Source organism: Micromonospora sp. KC723 (assembly GCF_004348595.1).
Lineage (GTDB): Bacteria > Actinomycetota > Actinomycetes > Mycobacteriales > Micromonosporaceae > Micromonospora.
The window spans coordinates 1-24,574 of sequence record NZ_SMKD01000037.1; the positions used below are offsets into that span (position 1 = coordinate 1).

Sequence of the window (24,574 nt, forward strand, 5' to 3'; positions counted from 1 at the left end):
GGTCACCGCCTCCCCGGTCACCCCGCCCACCGGCACACCGGTCCCCCGGGTGGCGGTGAGTGCCACACCGGGCGGCGGCGGCACCACGCCGTCGGCCACCGCCCCCCCGACAACCACTCCCGATGCCTCGGCCTCCGACGCCGTCCCGCCCGCCGTGGACCCGGCGGGCTGCCGGTCGCCCGAGTGAACGTCGGCTGAGATCCCGAGGACAGATTCGTGACCGCAGCGGCCACACCGGCAGCCTCGCCCGCCACGACGGGCGAGCAGCCCGGCGTACGCCTGGCCCGGTCCCGCCGCAACTCCGAGCTGTCCCTGCTGCTGCTGGCCATGGTGCTGGTGGCGGCGTACGGGGCGATCGTCGAGGCGAACATGCTCGACACGGTCACCCCCGACTTCTGGATGCCGGCCGCGGTGCTGACCGTGCTCTTCCTCGGCATGCACCTGGTTGTCCGCTTCCTCGCGCCGTTCGCCGACCCGGTGCTGCTGCCGGCGGTGGCGCTGCTCAACGGTCTCGGTGTGGGCTTCCTGCGCCGGCTCGACCTGGCCAAGGCGGCCCCGGCCGAACGGGAGACCCTGGCCATCTTTGCCGGCACCGGCGGTCGTCAGCTCGCCTGGACGCTCGCCTCGGTGGTGCTGGCCGCCGGGCTGCTCGCCCTGGTGCGCGACCACCGAGCCGTCTCCCGGTACGCGTACACCCTGGGCCTGGCCGGCATCGTGCTGGTGATGATCCCGGCGGTGCTGCCCGGCCGGTTCTCCGAACAGAACGGTGCCAAGCTGTGGATCAAGTTCGGCGACAGTTTCTCGATCCAGCCCGGTGAGTTCGCGAAGCTGGCGCTGCTGACCTTCTTCGCCTACTACCTGGTCCGCAAGCGCGAGGTGCTCTCGCTGGCCAGCCGCCGGATCCTCGGCATTGACTTCCCGCGTGGCCGGGATCTCGGCCCGGTGGTCGTGGTCTGGCTGATCAGCCTCCTGGTGCTGGTCTTCGAGAAGGACCTGGGCACCTCGCTGCTGTACTTCGGCATGTTCGTGGTGACCCTGTACATCGCCACCGAGCGGGTCAGTTGGCTGCTGATCGGTCTGGTCCTCTTCTTCGGCGGGGCCTACCTCGCCTACGTGCTCGGCAGCACGATCGGTGGACCGTTCGCGAACTTCTACGACCGGGCCGAGATCTGGCTGGACCCGTTCGCCGAGCCGCACGACCGGGGCTACCAGCTCGTGCAGGGGCTGCTCGCGCTCGGCACCGGGGGCCTGTTCGGCGCCGGGCCGGGCGACGGCCAGCCCGGCCTGCTGCCCGAGGTGTCGAACGACTTCATCTTCGCGGGCATCGGCGAGGAGATCGGGCTCTTCGGCCTCTCCGCGCTACTGGTGATCTACCTGCTGATCGTCGAGCGGGGGCTGCGGGCGGCCCTGGCGGTCCGGGACTCGTTCGGCAAGCTGCTGGCCGGCGGTCTCGCCTTCACCCTCGGGCTCCAGGTCTTCGTGATCGTCGGCGGGATCAGCAAGCTCATCCCGCTGACCGGGCAGACCACGCCGTTCCTCTCCGCCGGTGGCTCGTCGCTGATGGCCAACTGGCTGCTCATCGCCGTGCTGCTCCGGGTCTCCGACGCCGCGCGCCGCCCGGTGACGCAGGCCCGAGGCCCCGCGGCCCGCCCCGGCGGCGGCCCACCGGAGCAGCTGCACGGCGCCCCCACGGAGGTGATCCGCCCGTGAACGCGCCCCTGCGTCGCGTCGGCGTCGTCGTCATGGTCCTGTTCGGCCTGCTCTTCGCCAACCTGAACTGGATCCAGGCCTACAAGGCCGACGAGTACCGCAACAGCGACTACAACGGTCGCGTCCAGGTGGCCGAGTACGAGCGCCGGCGCGGCAACATCGAGGCCGGGGGCACCGCCTTCGCCACCAGCAAGGAGACCAGCGGCGAGCTGAAGTACCAGCGCACCTACCCCGGTGGGGCGAAGTACGCGCACGTGCTCGGCTACAAGCCGGTCAACCTCGCCGACACCGGCATCGAACGGATCGAGAACGACTTCCTCGCCGGCACCAGCGACGCGTTGATCGCCAACCGGATCAAGGACATGTTCACCGGGGACGAGACGGGTGGCGGCAACGTGCTGCTCACCCTCTCCAAGCGCGCCCAGGACACCGCGTACGACCAACTGCGGAACAACGAGCTCGGGGCGAAGAAGGGCGCGGCGATCGCCATCGACCCGCGTACCGGAGCGGTGCAGGCGCTCGTCTCGATGCCCAGCTTCGACCCGAACCCGTTGGCGAGCCACGACACCGGGGCGGCCAGCGCCGCGTACAACAAGCTGGAGGCCGACCCGGAACGGCCGCTGGCGAACCGGGCACTGGCGGAGACCCTGCCGCCCGGCTCCACCTTCAAGATCGTGGTGGCGGCGGCGGCCCTGGAGAACGGGATCACCAAGGACACGCAGATCCCGGCCGGCTCGAGCTGGACGCCACCGACCTCCGGCACCCCGATCCGCAACGCCGCCGCGTCGATCTGCCCCGAGTCCCAGGTCACTCTGATGGACGCGGTCACCGAGTCGTGCAACACCGGCTTCGCCCAGCTCGGCGTCCGGCTCGGCGCCGACAAGCTCAAGGAGAAGGCCCGCCAGTTCGGCTTCGAGCAGGAGGACCTGACCGTCGGCCAGCTCGGCGAGGACGGCCTGACCGTGGCGCCCAGCCGCACCGGCGCCATGCAGGCACCGGGCGGTGAGACGGACCCGGCGGCGCTGGCCCAGTCCTCGATCGGGCAGCGGGACGTCAAGATGACCCCGGTGGAGGGCGCGCTGATCGCCGCGACCGTTGCCAACGACGGTACGCAGATGCGTCCGTACCTGGTCAAGCAGCTCCTCGGCCCGGACCGCACCACCAGCTACTACAACGCCGATCCTCAGGAGCTGCGCCGGCCGGTCAGCGGCCAGGTCGCGTCGGACCTGCGGGACATGATGGTCTCCGTGGTGGAGAACGGCACCGGCCGGAAAGCGAAGTTCAACGGCTACACCGTCGGCGGCAAGACCGGCACCGCCCAGTCGGGGCCGAACACCCCCGACCACGGCTGGTTCATCGGCTTCGCGCTCGACCGCAACGGCACCCCAATCTCCGCGGTCTGCGTGATGCTGGAGGAGGCGGGCAGCGGCGGCAGCGCCGAGGCCGCCCGGATCGCCGGTCGGATCATGCAGGCCGCCGCCGCCGACTCCGGGAGCCGCTGACATGCTCTCTCCCGGCGTCCAGCTCGGCAACCGCTACCGTCTCGACGAGCGGATCGCCAGCGGTGGCATGGGTGACGTCTGGCGCGGCACCGACCAGGTGCTCGGCCGGACGGTGGCGGTGAAGAGCCTGCTCCCGGCGCTGCTGGACGAGCCGGGCTTCGCCGAGCGGTTCCGCGGCGAGGCGCGGACCATGGCCACCATCAACCACCCGGGAGTCGTCGACGTCTACGACTTCGGCAACGACCAGCACATCGCCTTCCTGGTGATGGAGTACGTCGAGGGCGATCCCCTCTCGGCGACGCTGAGCCGGCACGGCCGGCTCACCCCGGCCCGGACCATGGCCCTGGTCGCCCAGGCCGCCGACGCGCTGCACGCGGCCCACGAGAAGGGCATCGTGCACCGCGACGTGAAGCCCGGCAACCTGCTCGTCCGGCCGAACGGGACGCTGGTGCTGACCGACTTCGGCATCGCCCGCTCCGACCTTGTCGGCCAGCTCACCGCCGCCGGCTCGGTGCTCGGCACCGCCTCGTACATCTCGCCGGAGCAGGCCAGCGGCGCGGTGGCCACGCCCGCCTCCGACGTGTACGCCCTCGGCGTCGTCGCGTACCAGTGCCTGGCCGGTCGGCGCCCCTTCGAGGGGGACAACCCCCTGGAGATCGCCATGAAGCACGTCCGGGACACTCCCCGGCCGCTGCCCGGCGACATCCCACCCCAGGTGAAGGCGATCGTCGAGCGGGCGCTGGCGAAGGATCCGGCGCACCGCTGGCCGAGCGCCGCCGCGCTGGCCTCGGTGGCCCGGCAGGCGAAGGCCGCCCTCTCCCAGCAGGGGCGCAACGGCGGGTCCGCCCGTCCGGTCTCGGCCGTGCCGGCCTCTCCCGCCGGCCCGGTGGCGCGTGCCCAGGTGCCGGCCGCTTCCCGGCAGCAGGGGCAGCGTCCGCCCGCGCTGGCCCAGCAGCATGGCCCGCCGCCGGCCGGCCAGGCCCGCCCGGTGGTCACCGCCCGGCAGCCGCAGCCGCCCGCGGTGGCGCAGCGTCCGTCGGCCCCGGCCGGGTCGCCGATGGCCCCGCGCGGCGCCGCGGCGGTGCCGTCGGCCCCGATCCGCTCCGACCGTCCCGTCGGGTACGCCCGGCAGCCGGTCCCCAGCCCCGTTCCGGTACGCCGCTCCAGGTCCGGCACGGTGACCGTCGCCATTCTGCTGGCCGTACTGGTTCTGGTCTGCTCCGGCGTGGTTACCTACAGGGCGCGGATGGGCCTGCCGCTCGGTCAACCCGGCACGCCCGGCGTGACATCCGGCGCGCTGAGTGCCGACGGACGCGACGATGTGGCTGAGACGTCGTACCGTCGGATGGTATGGCTTCCACCGGGTGGCGGCGAGACGACGACGAGCGAAGGACGACGAACGCGATGACAGCCCAGGCCCGCCTGCTCGGTGGCAGGTACCAGGTCGGCGAGCTGCTCGGCTACGGCGGCATGGCGGAGGTGCACCGCGGACGTGACCTCCGGCTGGGCCGGGACGTCGCGATCAAGATGCTCCGGGCCGACCTGGCGCGAGACGCCACCTTCCAGATGCGGTTCCGCCGGGAGGCGCAGAACGCCGCGTCACTGAACCATCCGGCGATCGTCGCCGTCTACGACACGGGCGAGGAGACCGCGCCGACCGGCGAGACCCTCCCGTTCATCGTCATGGAGTTCGTCAACGGCCGGACGCTGAAGGAGGTCCTCGGCGTCGAGGGTCGGCTCCAGCCGCGTCGGGCGTTGGAGATCTGCGCCGACATGTGCGCGGCGCTGGAGTTCAGCCACCGGCACGGAATCATCCACCGGGACATCAAGCCCGGCAACGTGATGCTCACCCAGACCGGCCAGGTCAAGGTGATGGACTTCGGCATCGCCCGGGCCCTGGCCAGCGGCGCCACCACGATGACCCAGACCAGCGCGGTCATCGGCACCGCCCAGTACCTCTCCCCGGAGCAGGCGCGCGGTGAGTCCGTCGACGCCCGTTCCGACGTGTACGCCGCCGGCTGTGTGCTCTTCGAGTTGCTCTGCGGGCACCCGCCGTTCGTCGGTGACAGCCCGGTCAGCGTCGCGTACCAGCATGTGCGGGAGGCCCCGCCGACGCCGAGCGACATCAACCCGGACGTCAACCCGGCGGTCGACGCCATCGTGTTGAAGGCGCTGTCGAAGAACCCGTTGAACCGTTACCAGAGCGCCGGCGAGATGCGGGCGGACCTGCTCCGGGCCGCCGCCGGCCGTCCGGTGCTGGCCACCCCGGTACTGCCGCAGGACGAGACGGCGCAGCTGGCGCAGGCCGGCGCCGGGTACCCGACCCAGGTGGTCGGTGCCCCACCCACCCGGCAGATCCCGGCCCGGGTCGGTGACCCGCAGCGCCGGCGCCGCTCCTCGTGGGCGATCGCGGCGTTCGCGGCGCTGGGTGTGCTGGCGGTGATCGCGTTGGTGGCGGCCCTGCTGATGCAGCCCGACGACCCGAAGCGGGTCTCGGTGCCGGACCTCGCCGGCAAGGACCAGGCGACGGCCTTCGCGGAGATCCAGAAGGCCGGCCTGGTGCCGGTGGCCGGCGAGCAGGTGTTCAACTCCACCTGCAAGAAGGGCACCGTAGCCGACCAGAACCCGAAGCCGGGCGGTGCGATCGAGCCCAACAGCCAGGTGACGGTCAACGTCTGCGGCGGCAAGCCCGAGGTGACCATCCCGGACGGGCTGGAGGGCAGCAAGGTCGACAGCGCCGAGGCCCGGCTGAAGGCGGAGAAGTTCGACGTCAAGATCGTCGAGAAGGACAGCGACGAGCCTGAGGAGATCGTCATCGACGTCTCCCCGGCCGAGGGTCAGCGGGTGCCGGAGGGCACCCAGGTGACCCTGACCGTCTCCAGGGGCAACGTCCGCGAGGTGCCGAACGTCGTCGGCCTCAGCCAGGCGGAGGCGACCCGGACGTTGCAGAACGCCGGCTTCAAGGTGGCCGTCGACCTCGGTGACGAGGTGCCGGCGGCCGAGGCCGGGAAGGTTCTCAGCCAGGATCCGAGGGCCGGCAACAAGCGCACCCGGAACAGTACGGTCACGATCGTGGTGAGCGTTCCCGAGCCCACGCCGGATCCCTCCTCGCAGTCGCCGACCCCGACACCGACGTCTTCCCCGACTCCGGGCGAGGGCGGTGGCGGCGGGGTGCTCTTCCCCCCCGACTCTTCGGTCCGCCGCACCGGCGGCTGACCCATTCGGTCCAGTACGTGGCGACGAGGTCGGCGGCGGTGACGCGACTTGACGTGGGGGCGTCCCTCGATCGACGAATTGAGGCGCAGCCCGGACGGGACCACCGACCCTGCCCGCCTCGACAGGCCGCAGAGCCAGGATCCACCGACTACCGCACTTGAGTACACAAATGGATCACGCCCGAGACCACATCGAGCGACTCGTCTACGTACCCAAGAGCCGAAGCGAACCCACCAACCCCGGTCGGGCGGCATGTGGGCGGATGTCGGCCTCGACGTGGTCGCAGGCGTGCCCGTCGCCCCGGCGGTGCTCGTCACCGGGGGTGACGGGTGTCAGATGGCGGCGAAGGCGGCCCGCCGGCGGGCGTCCACCTCGGCAGCGAGCTCCGGGGCGCGTTCCAGCGCCTCCGGGTGACCGCACGTCGCCAGCCAGTTCGCCAGCATCAGGTGGCCGCCCTCGGTGAGCACCGACTCCGGGTGGAACTGCACGCCCTCGATCCGCAGCGTCCGGTGCCGCATCGCCATCACCACGCCCGAACCCGTCCAGCCGGTGACCTCCAGCTCGGCGGGGAGCGTCTCCGGAAGTACGGCGAGCGAGTGGTAGCGGGTCGCGGTGAACGGGTCGGGCAGGCCGGCGAGCACCCCGACGTCGTGGTGGCGGACCTCCGAGGTCTTGCCGTGCAGCAACTCGGGAGCTCGTGCCACGGTCGCCCCGAACGCCTCCCCGATGGCCTGGTGGCCGAGGCAGACGCCGAAGATCGGCAGCTCGCCGGCGTACCGCCGGATCACGTCCAGGCAGATGCCGGCCCGGTCCGGGCTGCCCGGTCCGGGGGAGAGCAGGATCCCGGCCACGTCGAGGTGGCCGACGTCGGCGACGTCGATCTCGTCGTTCCGGCGGACCTCGCAGTCGACCCCGAGTTGGCCGAGGTACTGCACGAGGTTGAACACGAACGAGTCGTAGTTGTCGATGACCAGGACACGCATGGGCTCACTCGTTCGGAGAGGGGGGTGGGGTGTTGTTCCGTTCCGTGTCGTACGGCAGCTCGTGCTCGTCGCCGGGGTTCTCCTCGCCGGCCGGGTTGGGTCCGCGGTCACTGCCGGGCACGCCCTGGTCGTTCTGGGTGACCTGGACGTCGTCGAAGGGCGTGACCAGCGGCTCCGCCCAGGGGAAGACGACGTACCAGAGCAGGGCGACCGTGGCGGCGGCGATCAGCAGCGAGCCGATGAGCTTGCCGGCCAGGCCGAAGGGCAACTTGCGCCAGATCCAGGCGTACACGGCCGTCAGCCCCCCAGCACCTTCGGCCGGCCCTTGGACTTGGCCATGGTCTCCGCCAGCTCGGCGTGCACGATCAGACGCTGGTAGTTGTCGAACTTCGGGTTGCAGGTGGTCAGGGTGAGCAGCCGCTTCGGCTTGCCGCCGTTGAGCGGCAACGGCTGCGCGGACACCACCTCGACCTGGTCCGGCCGGACGATGCGGCTCTCGACCACCTTGTAGACGTACCAGTTGCTCTTGGTCTCGACCACGATCTCGTCGCCGTCGGTCAGCTCGTCCAGCCGCCAGAAGGTGGCCCGGTTGCGGTGCCCGGCGACGGAGAAGTTGCCCACCTCGCCCGGCATGGCACTCTTCGGGTAGTGGCCCGGGGCGTACCGGATGTCCTTCTGGCTGACGCCCTCGACCACGACCCAGTTCTTGTCGAGTTTCGGGATGTAGAGCCCGGCCAGCGGTTTGCCCTCGACCGGCGGCTTCGGCTTGGGCGTCGGCCCACCGGTCGGCGGGGCCACCGTCGGGTCGCCGCCGGGCCCCCACTCCTGGGCGAGTTGGCTGCTCAGGTCGCCCTGGTGGGCGTCGACGATGGCCGACTTGCCCCAGATCTCGTACCCGGCGAAGAGGAGCACAACCAGGCCGAACGTGATCAGCAACTCGCCGGTGATCCTGGCCCCGGTGCGCAGCCGGGAGCCGAAGGAGGGCCGGGTCAGCTCGGAGTACACGCTGCGGTAGCCCTCGCCGGTCTGCTCCGGGCGGAGCCGCACCACCCGCTCGCCCCGGCGCGGTTGCGGCGGCTCGGCGGGGGTGTCGCCAGGTGTGCCCTCACGCGGAGGGGCCGAGGGTACCGCGCCCATCAGCGCTGTCGAGTCCAGCGGGGGACGGCCGGTCACCGCCGGGATGATGGCGGTGGCGGCCGGGTCGGGACGGTCGTCGGCCGGGACCGGCCGGGCGTGGCGCCCGTCGTCGGGGCCGGTGGTGGGCCGCTGGGGCGCGCGGTCGCCCAGGCGGGGGAGGAACGTGGTCGGCGCCTCCGTGGCGGACTGCGGGCGTACCCCGGGCGGGGGCGGTGGCACCGCCGGACCGGAACCCGGCCAGGCGGGTGGTGCCGGCCGGGCCGTCATGCCGTGCGTGGGCGCGTCGGTGGGGTGGCTGCCGGGGATTCCGTCAATGGGCGGCGCGGTGCGCGTCGGCGGCTGGTTGGCCGGCGAACGCGCCGGAGGCACCGGGTCGGGCCACGGGCCGGCGGCGCCGGGACGGGTCGGGTTCGACGACGCAGAGGTGTCGACCTTCGGGATGAACGCCGTCGCGTCGTCACCCCGGTCGTTGCGACGCGGATCCGGACCGTCGGAGGTCATCGCGGCACCGTCGCCGACCGCAACGCGGTCGAGTCCTCGAACGCGGGCACGGTGACCGTGGAGACCGTCTCGGTGTAACCGAGCTGCCAGTGGTCGACCGCCTGCTTGAACACCTGGACTCCCTGCGAGTCGGCGAGAGCCCGTTGGAGACTGGCGGGATCACCGATTGCTACGATCTTGAACGGTGGGGAGTACACCCGGCCGTGCAGCAGCAGGGTGTTACCGACGCAGCGTACCGCGCTGGTGGAAAGCACGCGGACGTTCATGATTGACATCGCCTCCGCACCGCCGGCCCACAGCGCGTTCACGACCGCCTGGACGTCACCCTGGTGGACGACCAGGTCGTCGTTGGTGGCACCTTTGGGCAGGGTGCCGTCGGAGCGGCCCGGGGCGTCGTTGAGTTCGACGGTCACGCCGGAACCGGTGAGGGCGGTGAAACCGGCGGCCTGTTCGGAGGCCCGGGCCCGGGCCCGCTCGGCGGAGATCGGGCCGTCGGTGTCGGCCAGGGCGGCCGTCCGGTCCTCCACCTCGGCGCGCAACCGGGCGGCACGCAGCTCGCTCGACGCGACCCGTTCGCGACGGTCCTCGATGAGCTGGGTCAGCTCCGGGCGCCGGTCCTCCCGCAGGGCGGTGCCGTCGGCGGTGGTGGCGCTGGTGGTGAACAGCAGCCCGGCCGCGACGGCGATCAACGGCACCCCGATCGACCAGCCGGGCCGCCGCTGACGCGGGCGCCGTGGCAGGAACGCGGCGACGGCCCGCCGCATGGCCTTCTGCCAGGACGCCGCGCCGGATGTGTACTCCACCGAGCGTTCCCTCCGACTCGTCTGGTTTGTGCCCCGCCGCGACGCGGGTCGGCCTGCCCTTCCGGAGCAATCCCGTGCTTTTCGGTCACTCCGCGCACCGGTCCGACCCCATTCGTGGATCAGACGGCCTGTCCGGACTACGCTAGCTGTCGAACATTATTGGCCATGGACCGTCGCCCCCGCGCCCGGTTGTCAGGCCGGACGAGGTCGTCACCCCTCTGGAGAGCGTCGTGCCCAAGTCTCAGGTCCGCAAGAAGAAGGTGTACACCCCGCCGACGGACGTGCGTCCGACGGCGACGGCGACGACGCGCAAGCCTAGCCCGGTGTGGCTGCCGGTCACGGCGGTCGCGTTGATCGTGGCCGGCATCGGCTGGCTGGTGGTCTACTACCTCTCCGAGCAGGAGTACCCGGTCGCCTCCTGGGGCTACTGGAACCTGGCCGTCGGCTTCGGCGGGATGGTCGCCTCGTTGATCCTGCTCTCCCGCTGGCGCTGACGGCGGCGTCCCGCCCGGCACGACCCCCGTCACTGTCCCGCAACCCCGTCCTGCGCCGGCAGGTCGGGCAGCCTATGGTGTGCGCAGGGCGGCGTGGCCAGGTGCGAGAAGTCTCACGTTACTGCTGGGTAACCTTGCGCGTAGGCTGCACTGCATGACCGAGCGGAGCGAGGTCATCGGCCGGTCCGGTCGAGGGTGCGGCAGCGGCGTCACGCCGTTTCCGCCCTGATCCGGTCCCGGTCGCCGAAGCCGCTCGACAGGCAGCAGACCGGGAGGCCAACTCGATGGGCAGCGTCCAGATCGTCACCACGATCCTCGCGGCCGCCATCACCGCCGTGGCGGTGTGGCTTGCGGTTCGCGCGGTCATGAAGATGGTGGCAGTCATCCGCCAGGGGCAACCCGCGCCGGAGCGGTTCACCGACAGGGGCGCCCGCACCAAGGCCATGCTGGTGGAGACCGCCGGTCACACCCGCATGCTGAAGTGGAGCGTGGTGGGCGCCGCGCACTGGTTCGTGATGGTCGGCTTCATCGTGCTGTCGCTGCTGGTGCTGGAGGCGTACTTCGAGGTCGTCTCCCCGACCGGCGGCCTCCCGCTGATCGGCGGCCTGACGGTCTACGGCCTGGTCACCGAGCTGATCGCGATCCTCGGCACGGTCGGCATCCTGGTGCTGATCGCCATTCGCGTCCGCAACCGGCCCACCCGGCCGGGTGGGCGCTCCCGGTTCACCGGCTCGACCATGTGGCAGGGCTACTTCGTCGAGGGTGTCGTGCTCTCGGTGCTGATCATGGGCTTCGTGATCCGGGGCTTCAAGGTCGCCACCGACCACTTCGAGTACCCGGTCTGGGCCACCCCGGTCAGCCACGCCGTGGGCGCGCTGCTGCCGGCCTCGGAGGCCGGTGTCAGCATCGCCGCCCTCGTCAAGATCGCCATCTCGATGACCTGGCTCATCGTGATCGCCCTGAACGTCACCATGGGTGTCGCCTGGCACCGCTTCCTGGCGTTCCCCAACATCTTCTTCAAGCGGGACCCGCAGAAGCCGGCCGGCTCCGGCCTCGGCGCGCTGCGGCCGATGACCAGCCAGGGCAAGCCGCTGGACTTCGAGGAGGCCGACCCGGAGAAGGACCAGTTCGGTGTCGCCCAGGTCGAGCAGTTCACCTGGAAGGGCCTGCTCGACTTCAGCACCTGCACCGAGTGCGGCCGCTGCCAGTCCCAGTGCCCCGCCTGGAACACCGGCAAGCCGCTGTCGCCGAAGCTGCTCGTGCTCAGCCTGCGCGACCACGCGTACGCCAAGGCGCCGTACCTGCTGGCCGGTGGCGGCAAGGACCTGACCGGCGAGGAGAAGGCCACCGCGGCGCAGCTCGCCCACGTGGACGTGCTGGCCCTCGCCGAGGCCGACAAGCCGCTGGTCGGCACCGCCGAGGAAGGCGGCGTCATCGACCCGGACGTGCTCTGGTCCTGCACCACCTGCGGCGCCTGCGTCGAGCAGTGCCCCGTCGACATCGAGCACGTCGACCACATCGTCGACATGCGGCGCTACCAGGTGCTGATCGAGTCGAGCTTCCCGTCCGAGGCCGGCGTGATGCTCCGCAACCTGGAGAACAAGGGCAACCCGTGGGGCGCCCCGCAGAACACCCGCGAGGACTGGACCAAGGGCCTCGACTTCGAGGTGCCGCGGGTCGGCGAGGTCGACGACTTCGAGTACCTCTTCTGGGTCGGCTGCGCCGGCGCGTTCGAGGACCGGGCCAAGAAGACCACCCGGGCGGTCGCCACCCTGCTCAACGAGGCCGGCGTCTCCTTCGCCATCCTCGGCGAGGGCGAGACCTGCTCGGGTGACCCGGCGCGCCGGATCGGCAACGAGTTCGTCTTCCAGATGCTCGCCCAGCAGAACGTCGAGACCCTCAACGAGGCGTTCGAGGGTCGGGAGAAGGCCAAGCGCAAGATCGTGGCCACCTGCCCGCACTGCTTCAACACCCTCGGCAACGAGTACGGGCAGCTCGGTGGCGAGTTCGAGGTAGTCCACCACACCCAACTCCTGGCCCATCTGGTGGCCACCGGCAAGCTCACCCCGGTCCAGCCGGTCGACGGCGGCGTCACCTACCACGACCCCTGCTACCTGGGCCGGCACAACCGGGTCTTCGCCCCGCCACGCGAGGTGCTGGGCGCCGCCGTCTCCGGCGAGCTGACCGAGATGCCGCGCAACAGCGAGCGCTCCTTCTGCTGCGGCGCCGGCGGCGCCCGGATGTGGATGGAGGAGAAGGTCGGCAAGCGGATCAACGTGGACCGGGTCGAGGAGGCCATGTCCACCGGCGTGAAGACCGTGGCGGTCGGCTGCCCGTTCTGCTCGACGATGCTCAACGACGGGGTCAACGGCAAGGGCGCCGGTGAGCAGGTCGAGGTCGTCGACGTGGCCAACGTGCTGCTCCGCTCGGTCAAGCCGGACAGCACGGCGGGCCACAAGGAGACCGAACCGGTCGCCGGCTGAGGTCGTACCGGAGAACACCGCAACCACGACGGCGGCGGCACCCACGGAGGGTGCCGCCGCCGTACTCGTGCCGGGGGCGGGCCCGTGGAACAATCGCGCACATCGACGGCCTGCTGATGACCACGCTGCTGCCCCTGGTCGGCTTCGTGCTGCTGACCGCCGGCAACGCGTTCTTCGTCGCGGCCGAGTTCGCCCTGGTCACCGTCGACCGCGCCGAGATCGACCGACGCGCCGACGCCGGGGACGCCAGCGCCGCCACCGTACGCCGGGCGCTGCGTGAACTCTCCTTCCAGCTCTCCGGCGCGCAGCTCGGCATCACCCTCACCGCGCTGCTCACCGGCTACCTCGCCGAGCCGGCGCTGGCCCGGCTCGTCGCCCCGCTGCTCGGCCCGTTGGGCGGGGCGGAGCGGTTCAGCCCGCTGCTCGCGCTGGCGCTGGCCACCCTGATCTCGATGCTCTTCGGCGAGCTGGTGCCGAAGAATCTCGCGCTGGCCCGGCCGATGCCGGCCGCGCTGGCCACCGCCGGGCCGATGCGCGCCTTTTCCCGCGCCTTCGGCTGGCTGATCGACACGTTGAACAACTCGGCGAACCGGCTGGTCCGCCAGCTCGGCGTCGAACCGCAGGAGGAACTGGCCAGCGCCCGTTCCCCGGAGGAACTGGGGCTGCTGGCGGCCATCTCGGCCCGCGCCGGAGCGTTGCCGCCGGACACCGCGATGCTGCTGCGGCGGACCATCCGCTTCGGCGACAAGCGGGCCGCGGAGGCGATGACACCGCGGGTCGACGTGATCGCCCTGCGGGCCACCGCCACGGTCGCCGAGCTGCTCGACCTGTCCCGACAGACCGGCCGGACCCGCTTCCCGGTCTACGAGGAGACCCTGGATGTGGTCACCGGCGTCGCCGGGGTGCCGGACGCGCTGGGCGTGCCGCTGGCCCGCCGGGCGTCGACCACCGTCGCGGCGGTCGCCCGGGAACCGGTGTACGTCCCGGAGAGCCTCGACCTCGACGGGGTGCTGGCCGCGCTGAAGGACGCCGGTGCCGACCTGGCCATCGTGGTCGACGAGTACGGCGGCACCGACGGTGTGGTGACCGTGGAGGACCTGGTCGAGGAACTGGTCGGGGAGATCGCCGACGAGTTCGACCCGGCCGCCGTGGACGACGCGCACGCGACCGGCCTGACCGTGCCGGGCGGCGAACGGACCGTCCTCGTCGACGGGGTGTTGCGGGCGGACGAGCTGGTCGAGCAGACCGGCTTCCGGCTGCCCGAGGGCCCGTACGAGACCCTTGCCGGGTTCCTGATGGCCCGGCTGGGACGCATCCCGGTGCCCGGCGAGACCGTCGACGAGACCGGCTACGAGTTCACCGTGGTCGAGGTCGAGCGGCACCGGATCGAGCAGGTCCGGGTGCTGCGTCCCGAGGAGCCGGAGGGTGATGACTGAGCTGCTGGTCGCCGTGGTGCTGCTGCTCGGCAACGCGTTCTTCGTGGGCAGCGAGTTCGCGCTGATCGCGTCCCGTCGTACGGTGGTCGAGCCGCTGGCCACGACCTCCCGACGGGCCCGCTGGGCGCTGGCGGCGATGAACCAGATCCCGCTGATGATCGCCGGGGCGCAGCTCGGCATCACGGTCTGCTCGCTGGGGCTCGGCGCGATCGCCGAGCCGGCGCTGGCGCACCTGCTGGAGCCGGCTTTCCACGGGGTGGGGCTGCCCGACGGGGCGGTGCACCCGGTCTCGTTCCTGATCGCGCTGGCCGTGGTGGTGTTCCTGCACACCGTGGTCGGCGAGATGGTCCCGAAGAACATCACCCTGGCCGGGCCGGAGCCGTGCGCGCTCTGGCTGGGACCGGCCATGCTGGCGTTCTGCCTGGCCACCAAGCCGCTGCTGCTGGCCATGAAGTGGGCGGCCCGGCAGGTGTTGTGGCTGTGGCGGATCGAGGCGATTGAGGCGGTGAAGACCGTCTTCACCGCGGAGGAGCTGGCCGGGCTGGTGTCGCAGGCGCGTACCGAGGGGTTGCTGGACGCCGAGGAGCACGCCCGGATCACCGGTGCGCTGGCCCTGCATGCCCGGACGGCCGCCGACGCGCTGCAACCCTGGTCGACGGTGACCACCGTGGCCGAGGACGTGTCACCGGCCTCACTGGAGGTGTTGGCCACCCGTACCGGCCGGTCGCGCTTTCCGGTGGTGCAGCGGACCACCCGGCGGGTGCTCGGTTTCGTACACGTCAAGGACGTGCTCGGCTGCTCCGGGGCGGCCCGTCGGGCCCCGGTTCCCGCCGGCGTCTACCGGCCGCTGGCCGTGGTGCCGCCGGACCGTACCCTGGCCGACCTGCTGCTGGCGATGCGGCGCGAGCGGCGGCACATGGTGCTGGTGAGCGATGGCCGCCGCCCCCTCGGCGTGGTGACATTGGACGATGTATTGACGGCCGTAGTTGGAAAATAGTGAACTACGGGTTGTGCGCGGGCGATCGCGTAGATGTGAAATGACCGAAGGCCGCCTTGATTCCGCTGCCCGCTTTCCCTAATGTTGCACCGGCCGCTGTGGGTCGTCTGCCTCCGTCTTCCCCTCAGTGAGGCGCCCGGCGGTCGGTTGCAAAGGAGTCGGTGCCGGTGGCAACCATGCCCCTCCATCGTCACGTCCAGGGTCGGCCGCCTGCTCGTCGGGCCGGTCTGCGCCGCGCTGTCCGCCGCCTGATCACCGTGGTCGCCGCGGTGGTCGTCGGCGCCGGGATGCTCGTCGCGCCGGCGCACGCCGCGCCCTCGCCCGAGGAGATCGAGGCGGCGATCGACAAGCAGTGGGAGCAGCTCGAACCGACCATCGAGCAGTACAACAAGGTCCGGGCGCAGCTCAAGCAGGACCGCAAGAAGGCGGAGGAACTACAGAAGAAGATCGAGCCGCTGGCCCTGCAGACCGAGCTGGCTCTCAACCGGGTCGGCGACATGGCCTCCCGTTACTACATGACCGGCCCCTCGCAGGAGATCGGCGCCCTGCTGGTCAGCGCGAAGCCGGACACCCTCACCGAGCAGCTGACCTACCTGGACCGGCTCGCCGCGCAGGAGCGCAGGGATCTCCAGGTCGTCATCGACGCGCGGGCGAAGTTCGACGCCGAGAAGCAGAAGCTCGACGCGCTGATCGCCTTGGAGGTCAAGCAGGAGAAGGAACTGGCCGCCAAGAAGAACCAGATCAACGCGGAGATCAAGCGGCTCCAGGCCGCCATGCCGAAGACCACCGTGAAGGTCGACGGCTGCCCGACCATCAACGGCGTGGTGAGCAGCGCCGCACGGACCGCGATCCGGGTGGCCTGCCAGCAGGTCGGTGACCCGTACGTCTGGGGTGCCACCGGCCCGAACTCGTTCGACTGCTCCGGCCTCACCCAGTTCGCCTACAGGGCCGCCGGCATCTCCCTGACCCACTTCACCGGTGCCCAGTGGAACGAGGGCAGGGCCATCCCGCGGTCCGAGGCACGCCCCGGTGACCTGGTCTTCTTCTTCAGTGACCTGCACCACGTCGGCCTCTTCCTGGGCGGCGACCTGATGGTGCACGCGCCACGCGCAGGCAAGCCGGTCCAGGTGGCCAACATCAACCACATGCCGGTCGCCGGTTTCCGCCGGCCGGGCTGACCCGCCCCCGCGCTGTAGCGGACCCCCGGCCGGCTCCGGTCGGGGGTTCGCCGTATCCGGCTCCGGCGTGTCCGGTCACGGATGGTTGCGAGGCGATTACTGGCGTCTCTAGGGTGGCCGGGTGGCACACCATGCCCCGCGCCCGCCGTCGCCCCGGTCGACCCCGGTCACCCGGTGTACGGTCGTGCCGCGCCCACGCTGGTCCCGCTTCACCACCGTCCTCGCCGCCCTCACCGGCGTCGCCGTCGTCCTGGCCGGTGGCACCACCGCGGCCCACGCCGATCCCACGGTCGCCGATCTCGAACGGCAGATCGACCGGGACTGGAACATCCTCGAACCGCTCATCGAGCAGCACAACGCGACCCGGCAGGAGTTGGCCGCCAGACGCCGGCAGGCCGACGCGCTGGCCCGGCGGATCGCGCCGCTGCAACGCCAGGTCGACCAGGCAGTGAACCAGATCTCCGGGCTCGCCGCCCAGGCGTACAAGGGGGAGAGCTTCGCCGTGGTCAACGCCCTGCTCGGCAGCGCGTCTCCCGGCGAACTGGTGGGCCAGCTCGAACTGCTCGATCGTTTCGCCCACCGGCGGCAGCGTGAGGTGCGCGCCGTGCGGGACCTGCGTGACGACCTCGCCGCGAAGAAGGCGACGCTGGAAGAGATGGTGGCCCAACTGGGCCGTGCCGAGGCCCGGCTCGCCGCCCGGAGAAAGCAGATCGACGCCGGGATCGACCGGCTCCAGCGGCTCCGGTCGCGGGCGTACGGCCGCGGTGGCGGCGGCCCGCTGCGTCCCGCCCCCTGCCCGGCTGCCTACCCGGGCGGTCCGGCCGGGGTGGCGGTGCGGTTCGCCTGCGCCCAGATCGGCAAGCCGTACGTCTGGGGCGCCGAGGGCCCGAACGCGTACGACTGCTCCGGTCTGACGCTCGCGGCCTGGGCGAAGGCGGGGATCCGGCTGCCGCACAACGCCCGGCAGCAGCGGCGACTCACGGCCGGGGTCAGCCGGGCCGGCCTGCGCCCCGGTGATCTGGTCTTCTACCACGCCGACCTGCACCACGTGGGGATGTACGTCGGTGGCGGCTGGGTGGTGCACGCCTCCCGGGCGGGGATGCCGGTGCGGATGAAGCGGATCGACGACGGCCCGGTCCACAGCTACGGACGGCCACGCTGACGCGGGTGCCGGGCGCCCCGCTCGCGGGGCCCGGCCTCAGCGGATCGGCCAGGTACGCCAGTTCTGCCAGGACCGGCTCGGGGTCGGCCCCCGCTGGCCCTGGTAGCGCGAACCGTAGACCTCCGACCCGTACGGATGTTCGGCCGGCGACGACAGGCGGAAGATGCAGAGTTGGCCGATCTTCATGCCCGGCCAGAGGGTGATCGGCAGGTTCGCCACGTTGGACAGCTCCAGCGTGACGTGGCCGGAGAAGCCCGGGTCGATGAAGCCGGCCGTGGAGTGGGTGAGCAGACCCAGCCGGCCCAGGCTCGACTTGCCCTCCAGCCGGCCGGCGAGCTGGTCGCCCAACGAGATCACCTCGAGCGTGGAGGCGAGCACGAACTCACCCGGGTGCAGCACGAAGGGCTGGCCCTCCGGCACCTCGACCATCGAGGTGAGGTCGTCCTGCTGCTCTGCGGGGTCGATGTGGGTGTAGAGGTGGTTGTTGAAGACCCGGAACAGCTTGTCCAGGCGGACGTCGATGCTGGACGGTTGCACCAGCGCGGGCTCGAACGGCTCCAGCGCGAGCGTGCCCGACTTGATCTCGGAGACCAGGTCGCGGTCGGAGAGCAGCATCGGCACACCATATCGAGCGGGTCGGGTGACCTGCGTGTCGGACTACGTGTTCGTACACGTGTTCGATAGAATGTCGGCATGGCTTCCTGGTCCGCATTCGCCACCGACGAGCCCCGACTCGCCGACGGGATCCGCCTTCTCCTCCAGCAGTACGGGCCAGGCTTCGGCTACCTGGCCACCGTCCGCGCCGACGGCGGTCCCCGGGTGCACCCGGTCTGTCCGGTGATCACCGACGAGGGGCTCTTCTGCTTCGTGGTCGACTCGCCCAAGCGACGCGACCTCGAACGCGACGGCCGCTATGCGCTGCACTCCTTCCCACCGGAGGAGAGCGACGACGAGGCGTACCTCGCCGGCCGGGCGCGTCCCGTCTCCGACCCGGCCCAGGTGGCCCGGATCGCCCGCGTGGGCCGGGCTGCCCCGCAGGTGGACTGGCGGCTCTTCGAGTTCGACGTCGACGTGGCGATGCTGACCCGGCGCGGGCCGGGCGGGCTCGTCCAGCCCGGCGAGGGCGCGGGGCGGCCGGCCGTGCAGGTCTGGCTCGACGCCCGGCCCGCCCACGGCGGCGACGCCGCAGGCGTACCGGACCAGCGGCCGGCCCGGCGCGGCGGCCGGCACGGCTTCGACACCCGGCGCACCGCGGCCTGACCGGAAACGCCGGTGCCGGCCCCGTCACGAGACGGAGCCGGCACCGGCCACTGCGGGGGTCAGGCCGCGCGGTACGCGTTCCACGCGGTCAGCATGCGGCTGGCCTGCCCAGCGGTGAACTGGTACATGCACGAGTCGTAGCTGTAGTCCATGAAGTTGGTGATCGGGTCGAGGCCCTCGGCCGGGCAGGTGTCCTGACCGGCCGGGCAGCCCTGCGCCGGGTCGCGCTCCGCCGGGGTGTCGGCGACGCCGTCGTTCGTGGTGGAGCAACCACCCTGGAAGGTGTGGTAGAGGTTCATCCAGTGACCCACCTCGTGGGTGCCGGTGTCGCCCAGGTTGTAGTTGGTGGCCGAACCACCCGGCAGCGACTCGTTCAGCACCACGACGCCGTCCATCGGGTCGAGGCTGCGCTTCGGGAAGGTGGCCCAGCCGAGCAGGTCGTTGCTCAGCTCGGCCAGGTAGATGTTGAGGGTGTTCTTGCCGCCGGTGCGCAGCTGGGTCTTCATCTGCCGCTCGGCGGAGGAACCCTGGATGATCGGGTACCACGCCGGCCGGGTCACCCGGTTGATCTTCTGAAGGGTGAAGCTGAAGGCGGTGGCCGCGCCGCCGGTGGTGCCGCTGAAGCTCTCGTTGAGCACCTTGATCTGAGAGTTGATCATCGAGTCCGGGATGTTGCCACCGGCCCGGGTGCTGTTCTCCTGGATGACGTGCACGACGACCGGGACGTTCACGGCGGCGAGCGTGGAGGCCTGGCTGGCGGACTGCGGGCCGAGCCGGAACCGGGCCCGCTCGCGCAGCGCGGTGGCGAGGTCGGCCTCGCGCTCCCGTACCTGGACGGCGGTCAGTTCGTTGGGCTCGTGCTTCGCAATGCCACCGGGCTTGAGCCGCGCGTCGGAGTGCGTGTCGGTCGGTTCCTCGCAGACGACGTCGGCGGCGGGGGCGGCGGAGAAGGCCGAAGCAGCGGGGACGACACCCACGGTGGCGGCGCTCAGCAGCAACGCGAGGGTCGTCGATGCGACACCGGTGGTACGCCGGGTCAGCAGGGCGGGACGGAGTCCCATGGGCCCACCTCTTTCTCGCGACGTGACAGGGGGTATGTCACGTCGTGGTCGAAACGTGAGGGGGACGTTACAACCGATTGAAAGGTTTGAGAATGGCCGCCTTGTTACCGCTGAGAAACTTTTACACATCTGCATACGTTCGGTGCTTGCGTCATCACGATGGGGTCCGATGGACGCGCCGGGGCACCTGGATGCACGACACCGGTGACCTCAGGTACAGTGGTGCCGCCTGCGGGTGTAGTTCAATGGCAGAACATCAGCTTCCCAAGCTGACAGTGCGGGTTCGATTCCCGTCACCCGCTCCAACGCGAAGGCCCCAGCTCAGGGCAGATTTCCTGGCTGGGGCCTTGATCGTTGCTACCGCTTCTTGCGCCGGGCGCTTGAGGGAGGTCGCAGGTCCCTCCCGTCTCTGCTCATGTGCTCGAAGGAACTAGCTACCTTGCTGCAGGAGCGGTACCCGAAGGAACCGGAGGCCGTCTCGTACCTGGACGAGGTGCGGGCCCTCGGCGCGAGCTGACTCCCTCGGCACTCTCGTCCGAGCCAGCGCGACTCGGGCGGCCACCGACACCAGGGCGAGGCCCGCTCTCATGCCAGGACACGACACGGTTCGGGCGTCACACGTGGGTGCGGCCGACCGTCGCATCCGGCTCTGCGTCTGGCCCCGCTTATAGCCCCGCATGCGGGTCGAGGCCGGCTACGGAGCTAGAGCCACCTGGTCAGGTTGAGCCTGTTGCCGTCGGGGTCGAGCACGTGCGCGACCCGCTGGCCCCACGGCATGTCGTTGGGCTGTCCCGGCACGGTGCCGCCGGCCGACTCGACGGTGGGCAGCAGTGCGTCGACGTCTGGGACGTCGGCGCTGAGGATGATTCGGACCGGTGCGTCGATCTGGGTGTCATCCACCTGCACGAGGCCGAGCACGGTCTCGCCGATCCGCAGCTCGACATAGAATTCCGGGCCCTCGTCGGGTACGCGGAGGGCCTGGGTCGCGCCGAGCACCGTCTCGTAGAAGGTGCGCAGGCGGGGCAGGTCGGGCGTGCAAACGATGGGTTGAATCGAGATCATCAGAAGTCTCCTGAGCGGTCGTCGGTCACGAGGTAAGACCAACGAGTGGCTTGGCCTGTAGCGAGCGGCAGGCCGCAGCCATCGTCAACGCATGGGACCAGGTAATCACAACGTCGCCCGACGAGGAGGACCCCAGTATGGACGGGATCGATGACCCGGAATGACGGGTGGCCCGCCAGGGACGTGCGGTCCGCATCTGGTCCGCGAGAGGCCAGGGACAGCGGGGGAGTGGGAGGGGTGCCGAGAGGTGATTCCGCTGCTAGGAGGCCATTGGGGCACCCCTCGTCGGGTCGCCCATCTTGATCTCGTAAGTGACCGGTCAGGCCCTAGCATCCACCTATGCACGACGACCCGAGCGGCCACATCTGGCGGGAGCAGGCAGCGGAAAGAACTCCCCTCGCCGCCGACGCGGCAACTCTCGGCCGCCTGATCGAGCAGGATCACGACCTCGCCGAGGTCTCGTACTACGAAGCCATGGCGGACCCAGAGGCGCAGGCGCTTGATGACGCCCAACGCTCATATGCCGGGCAGTACCGGCGTCGGGTACGACGGTTGCACGAACGTGAGAAGCACCGCCGGTCGGAACCACCTGCCGGGCCATCCACTGGCCATGAAGCTGTGTGACGCAGGGCCAAACCGGGCCAGTGAGGCCCTGCCAACGGTGCTCAGCGCAGTGCCCCCGGCCCGATCTGGTGCGGTCCCAAGCTGAGTGCGGGTTCGGTTCCCGTCACCCGCTCCACGATCGAGGCCCTGGACAGGACAGGCAGTCCCAGCAAGGGCCTTCGTCGGTCGACATCTCGGTGGGCCCGACGCAGGAGCCGTCGACCGCGTCATGATGCCAGAGGCGCCTTGCCCCGTGCAGGGCGCTGCGGCGTCGGTGGAACTGGTGGAAGACCTCCGGCGTGGTCGACGCACTCCCCCGGATAGCCTTCGATCATGTCCCTTCTGACCGTGCGGTCAGCGACCGCAGCAGACATCCCCGCCGTCCTTGCCTTCTGGCAGGTCGCCGCCGAGAACGCCCAACGGCCCTCCGACGACCGGTCGGCCGTCGCGGCGCTCATCGCCCGTGATTCCGATGCCCTGCTCCTGGCCGAGGAGGGGCCGGTGCTGGTCGGCAGTGTCATCGCCGGGTGGGATGGGTGGCGCTGCCACCTCTACCGGCTCGCCGTCGCGCCGTCACACCGACGCAAGGGCATCGGTCGTACGTTGATCGACGCGGCCGAGGAACGGTTCCGGCGGTTGGGTGGCGGCCGGGCCGACGCCATGGTGCTGGACGACAACGAGCCGGCGCACCGTGCCTGGCGGGCCTGTGGGTACGAACGGCAGGCCGAATGGTCGCGCTGGGTCAAGCCGCTGCACGGGTGAGATCACGGAACCGCACGCCGACACCGTGGGGACGTGCGCCACGGTTCCCGGCCACGGCACGTCGGACGGTCCTGACAGGATGCCCCGGTGCTGAGTGAGATCCGGGCGTTGGTCGAGTCGATCGCGCCGTCGGACGACGCGATCTGCGCGAAGTCACTTTGGTCGCCTACAGCAGCCGGCGGCGAGGGTGGGCACCGGGTCGGCGTCGGGTCGGGGCAGCAGGGCCAGGGCGAGACCGACCACCGCACTGACCGCGCCGACCAGGAAGAACAGCGAGTAGACCGGGTCGCCCAGCCACTCCCAGAACGGGTGCCACTGGGCGTGCCGCTCGTGGCGATGGTGGGCGGCCATCAGCGGAAGGGCAAGCAGGATGGGCGCCGACCAGAGGAAGAGTGTCACCCCGGTGAGGGTCTTCACCGGTGCGGCGGCCGGTTGGGCGATCGGCGGGTGGCGGATCAGGTGGTACGCGGACGGAGTGCGCGCAGTCGGGTCTCGGCGGCGTTGACGAGCTGATGCATCCGGGCGGCTTCGGTGGTCAGCGCGTGGTGCCCGGCGGTGGTCAGCCGGTAGTAGCGCCGGCGCCGCCCGTCCACTGTCTCCTCCCGGTCGGGCTCGACCAGCCCTTCGGCGGTGAGCCGGTCCAGCGCCGTGTAGAGGGTGCCGGGCCGCAGCGTGACCCGTTGCTCGGAGAGGGCGGCGACGTCTCGCACGATGCCGTAGCCGTGCCGGGGGCCACCGGCGAGCACGGTCAGGATGAGGAACGTCGGTTCGCGCATCGCGGCCACGCCGTCATATACAGATGATCGATGCATAGGGGACCGGGTACGCGCCGGAACCGTGCCGGCCATACCCTGGCGGCCATGCGGATTGGCATCGTGATCCTGCCCGACCAGCGCTGGACGGAGGCGCAGCGCCGGTGGCGGCAGGTGGAGCAGTGGGGCTTCGACCACGCCTGGACGTACGACCACCTCGGCTGGCGCGACCTGGTCGACGGCCCCTGGTTCGACTCCATGGCCACGCTGACCGCCGCCGCGACGGTGACCGCACGGATCCGGCTCGGCACCCTGGTCGCCTCACCCAACTTCCGGCACCCGGCCGCGTTCGCCCGGCAGATCACCACCCTCGACGACATCTCCGCCGGCCGGGTGCTGCTCGGGCTCGGCGCGGGCGGCATCGGGTTCGACTCCGCCGTGCTGGGCGGCGAGACCCTGCCGCCCCGGCAGCGGGTGGACCGCTTCGGCGAGTTCACCGAACTGCTCGACCTGATCCTGCGCGAGGACGGCACCACCTGGCGGGGCGACTGGTTCAGCGCGGTGGACGCCCGCAACAACCCCGGCTGCGTGCAGCAGCCCCGGGTGCCGTTCGTGGTGGCCGCGAACGGGCCGCGCTCGATGCGGCTGGCCGCCCGCTTCGGCCAGGGCTGGGTCACCACCGGCACCGGCGGGGACGACCTGACGAGCTGGTGGGACGGCGTCGGCGGACTCTGCGCCCGCCTCGACAGCATTCTGGTGGCGGCCGGTCGGGACCCGGCCACCCTCGACCGGTACCTCTCCCTGGACTCGGCGCCGGTCTTCTCACTGAGCAGCGCCGACCTCTTTGCCGAGCAGGTCGCCCGAGCGGCGGCCCTCGGCTTCACCGACGTGATCACCCACTGGCCCCGGGCCAGCAGTTGGTACGCCGGGGACGAGACGGTGCTGGCCGACGTCGCGACCCGACTGCTGCCGGAGCTGCGGGCGGCCTGAGCGGGGGCACGGCGGCTCAGGTGCCGAGGTCTCCGGTGGTGATGCCGCCATCGCCGGCGGAGACCAGCCGGAACCGCAGACAGACGACCGCGGTGTCGTCGGCGACGGGGGTGCCGATGCGCGCCCAGTAGGCGGCGTGCCCCTCCCGCCACTCCCCGATCGAGCGGTCGCCCTCTCCTTCGGCCCGGGCGAACTCCCATCCGACGTCGGCGAAGCCGACGATCTCGATTCCGGTGACCTCTACGACCCCGACCAGCCGGTCGTGGTCGTCGACCAGGGCCAGCCGCTCGCCGACGTGCTCCAGTTCCTCGCGCTCCTCGGCGTACTCGGTGAGCAGACCGGCGGTGGCCGTCTTCACCCCGGCCAGCACCAGCGTGTTGAGTCTGGCGCGCAACTCACCCGGAGTGCCGAGGGCGAGGGCGCGGAGTCCACCGATCCGAGGCCACATCCTGCCGAGATTACCGAACGGGCGGCATCGGGTC

Annotated in this window: 24 protein-coding genes and 1 tRNA gene; 15 read left to right on the top strand and 10 right to left on the bottom strand. The window is 71.1% G+C overall.

Translation table 11 applies throughout. The features are described 5' to 3' along the window. Positions 1-216: 216 nt before the first annotated feature. From E1165_RS11215 to pknB, 4 genes are read left to right on the top strand one after another with little or no spacing between them, the layout of a single operon-like run. Complete coding sequence (locus tag E1165_RS11215) at positions 217-1,710, top strand: FtsW/RodA/SpoVE family cell cycle protein (protein WP_132390485.1); 1,494 nt, start codon at positions 217-219, stop codon at positions 1,708-1,710. Further along, the gene (locus E1165_RS11220) at positions 1,707-3,212 is read left to right on the top strand and encodes a penicillin-binding protein 2 (RefSeq protein ID WP_132390487.1); all 1,506 of its coding nucleotides are present in this window, start codon (positions 1,707-1,709) and stop codon (positions 3,210-3,212) included. The genes E1165_RS11215 and E1165_RS11220 overlap by 4 nt, the downstream gene beginning before the upstream one ends. A gap of 1 nt (position 3,213) precedes the next feature. Further along, on the top strand, positions 3,214-4,620 hold the full coding sequence (locus E1165_RS11225; protein WP_132390489.1) for a serine/threonine-protein kinase: 1,407 nt from the start codon (positions 3,214-3,216) through the stop codon (positions 4,618-4,620). Continuing rightward, on the top strand, positions 4,617-6,428 hold the full coding sequence (gene pknB, locus E1165_RS11230; RefSeq protein ID WP_132390491.1) for a Stk1 family PASTA domain-containing Ser/Thr kinase: 1,812 nt from the start codon (positions 4,617-4,619) through the stop codon (positions 6,426-6,428). The genes E1165_RS11225 and pknB overlap by 4 nt, the downstream gene beginning before the upstream one ends. Positions 6,429-6,760: 332 nt before the next feature. Here pknB and E1165_RS11235 read toward each other — a convergent pair whose 3' ends face one another. The 4 genes from E1165_RS11235 to E1165_RS11250 are packed head-to-tail and all read right to left on the bottom strand — an operon-like array spanning position 6,761 to position 9,852. Next, positions 6,761-7,411, bottom strand: a complete 651-nt coding sequence (locus E1165_RS11235; RefSeq protein WP_132390493.1) for an aminodeoxychorismate/anthranilate synthase component II — start codon at positions 7,409-7,411, stop codon at positions 6,761-6,763. 4 nt (positions 7,412-7,415) lie between these two features. Next, the gene (locus E1165_RS11240) at positions 7,416-7,703 is read right to left on the bottom strand and encodes a hypothetical protein (protein ID WP_132390495.1); all 288 of its coding nucleotides are present in this window, start codon (positions 7,701-7,703) and stop codon (positions 7,416-7,418) included. Between the two features lie 5 nt (positions 7,704-7,708). Continuing rightward, positions 7,709-9,049: a class E sortase gene (locus E1165_RS11245; protein WP_132390497.1), complete on the bottom strand. Its 1,341-nt coding sequence runs from the start codon at positions 9,047-9,049 to the stop codon at positions 7,709-7,711. Then, positions 9,046-9,852, bottom strand: a complete 807-nt coding sequence (locus E1165_RS11250; RefSeq protein ID WP_132390499.1) for a DUF881 domain-containing protein — start codon at positions 9,850-9,852, stop codon at positions 9,046-9,048. The genes E1165_RS11245 and E1165_RS11250 overlap by 4 nt, the downstream gene beginning before the upstream one ends. A 230-nt stretch (positions 9,853-10,082) precedes the next feature. Here E1165_RS11250 and E1165_RS11255 point away from each other — a divergent pair, with 230 nt between their 5' ends. The 6 genes from E1165_RS11255 (at position 10,083) to E1165_RS11280 (ending at position 17,602) form a co-directional block, all read left to right on the top strand. Continuing rightward, on the top strand, positions 10,083-10,346 hold the full coding sequence (locus E1165_RS11255) for a cell division protein CrgA (RefSeq protein WP_132390501.1): 264 nt from the start codon (positions 10,083-10,085) through the stop codon (positions 10,344-10,346). 284 nt (positions 10,347-10,630) lie between these two features. Beyond that, positions 10,631-12,829, top strand: a complete 2,199-nt coding sequence (locus E1165_RS11260) for a (Fe-S)-binding protein (RefSeq protein WP_132390503.1) — start codon at positions 10,631-10,633, stop codon at positions 12,827-12,829. A gap of 116 nt (positions 12,830-12,945) precedes the next feature. Next, positions 12,946-14,265, top strand: a complete 1,320-nt coding sequence (locus E1165_RS11265; RefSeq protein WP_207916834.1) for a hemolysin family protein — start codon at positions 12,946-12,948, stop codon at positions 14,263-14,265. After that, entirely contained in the window at positions 14,258-15,262 is a 1,005-nt protein-coding gene (locus E1165_RS11270; RefSeq protein ID WP_132390505.1) for a hemolysin family protein, read from the top strand. Before E1165_RS11265 ends, E1165_RS11270 begins: the two co-directional genes overlap by 8 nt. A 161-nt stretch (positions 15,263-15,423) precedes the next feature. Beyond that, a complete protein-coding gene (locus E1165_RS11275) occupies positions 15,424-16,440 on the top strand; it encodes an NlpC/P60 family protein (RefSeq protein WP_371687330.1) in 1,017 nt (338 codons plus the stop codon). A 184-nt stretch (positions 16,441-16,624) separates the two neighbouring features. After that, entirely contained in the window at positions 16,625-17,602 is a 978-nt protein-coding gene (locus tag E1165_RS11280; RefSeq protein WP_243704712.1) for an NlpC/P60 family protein, read from the top strand. A gap of 36 nt (positions 17,603-17,638) precedes the next feature. On the opposite strand, the gene dcd is transcribed toward E1165_RS11280, so the two are convergent. Further along, positions 17,639-18,217 carry a dCTP deaminase gene (dcd, locus tag E1165_RS11285; protein WP_132390511.1) on the bottom strand — a complete coding sequence of 193 codons (579 nt, stop codon included), beginning with the start codon at positions 18,215-18,217 and terminating at the stop codon, positions 17,639-17,641. A 78-nt stretch (positions 18,218-18,295) separates the two neighbouring features. On the opposite strand from dcd, the gene E1165_RS11290 reads away from it, so the two are divergent. Beyond that, the gene (locus E1165_RS11290) at positions 18,296-18,862 is read left to right on the top strand and encodes a pyridoxamine 5'-phosphate oxidase family protein (RefSeq protein WP_132390513.1); all 567 of its coding nucleotides are present in this window, start codon (positions 18,296-18,298) and stop codon (positions 18,860-18,862) included. A 59-nt stretch (positions 18,863-18,921) separates the two neighbouring features. Here the strand turns inward: E1165_RS11290 and E1165_RS11295 are convergent, their stop codons facing one another. Then, positions 18,922-19,923: a zinc metalloprotease gene (locus E1165_RS11295; RefSeq protein WP_132390515.1), complete on the bottom strand. Its 1,002-nt coding sequence runs from the start codon at positions 19,921-19,923 to the stop codon at positions 18,922-18,924. A gap of 231 nt (positions 19,924-20,154) precedes the next feature. Between E1165_RS11295 and E1165_RS11300 the strand changes: the two genes are divergently transcribed. Beyond that, positions 20,155-20,228: transfer RNA gene (locus E1165_RS11300), tRNA-Gly, on the top strand. 397 nt (positions 20,229-20,625) lie between these two features. On the opposite strand, the gene E1165_RS11310 is transcribed toward E1165_RS11300, so the two are convergent. Continuing rightward, positions 20,626-20,985 (bottom strand): VOC family protein, encoded by a 360-nt coding sequence (locus tag E1165_RS11310; RefSeq protein WP_132390517.1) that lies wholly within the window; start codon positions 20,983-20,985, stop codon positions 20,626-20,628. A gap of 339 nt (positions 20,986-21,324) precedes the next feature. On the opposite strand from E1165_RS11310, the gene E1165_RS11315 reads away from it, so the two are divergent. Further along, entirely contained in the window at positions 21,325-21,609 is a 285-nt protein-coding gene (locus tag E1165_RS11315) for a hypothetical protein (RefSeq protein ID WP_207916836.1), read from the top strand. A 312-nt stretch (positions 21,610-21,921) separates the two neighbouring features. Further along, a complete protein-coding gene (locus E1165_RS11320) occupies positions 21,922-22,350 on the top strand; it encodes a GNAT family N-acetyltransferase (RefSeq protein ID WP_132390519.1) in 429 nt (142 codons plus the stop codon). A 153-nt stretch (positions 22,351-22,503) separates the two neighbouring features. Here E1165_RS11320 and E1165_RS11325 read toward each other — a convergent pair whose 3' ends face one another. Together E1165_RS11325 and E1165_RS11330 are read right to left on the bottom strand one after the other, a co-directional pair. After that, complete coding sequence (locus E1165_RS11325; RefSeq protein ID WP_132390521.1) at positions 22,504-22,749, bottom strand: hypothetical protein; 246 nt, start codon at positions 22,747-22,749, stop codon at positions 22,504-22,506. Between the two features lie 56 nt (positions 22,750-22,805). After that, positions 22,806-23,126 carry a PadR family transcriptional regulator gene (locus tag E1165_RS11330; RefSeq protein ID WP_132390523.1) on the bottom strand — a complete coding sequence of 107 codons (321 nt, stop codon included), beginning with the start codon at positions 23,124-23,126 and terminating at the stop codon, positions 22,806-22,808. Between the two features lie 84 nt (positions 23,127-23,210). Between E1165_RS11330 and E1165_RS11335 the strand changes: the two genes are divergently transcribed. After that, entirely contained in the window at positions 23,211-24,092 is an 882-nt protein-coding gene (locus tag E1165_RS11335; RefSeq protein ID WP_132390525.1) for an LLM class flavin-dependent oxidoreductase, read from the top strand. Between the two features lie 16 nt (positions 24,093-24,108). Here E1165_RS11335 and E1165_RS11340 read toward each other — a convergent pair whose 3' ends face one another. Beyond that, positions 24,109-24,540 carry an ASCH domain-containing protein gene (locus tag E1165_RS11340; protein WP_132390527.1) on the bottom strand — a complete coding sequence of 144 codons (432 nt, stop codon included), beginning with the start codon at positions 24,538-24,540 and terminating at the stop codon, positions 24,109-24,111. Between the last annotated feature and the right edge of the window lie 34 nt (positions 24,541-24,574).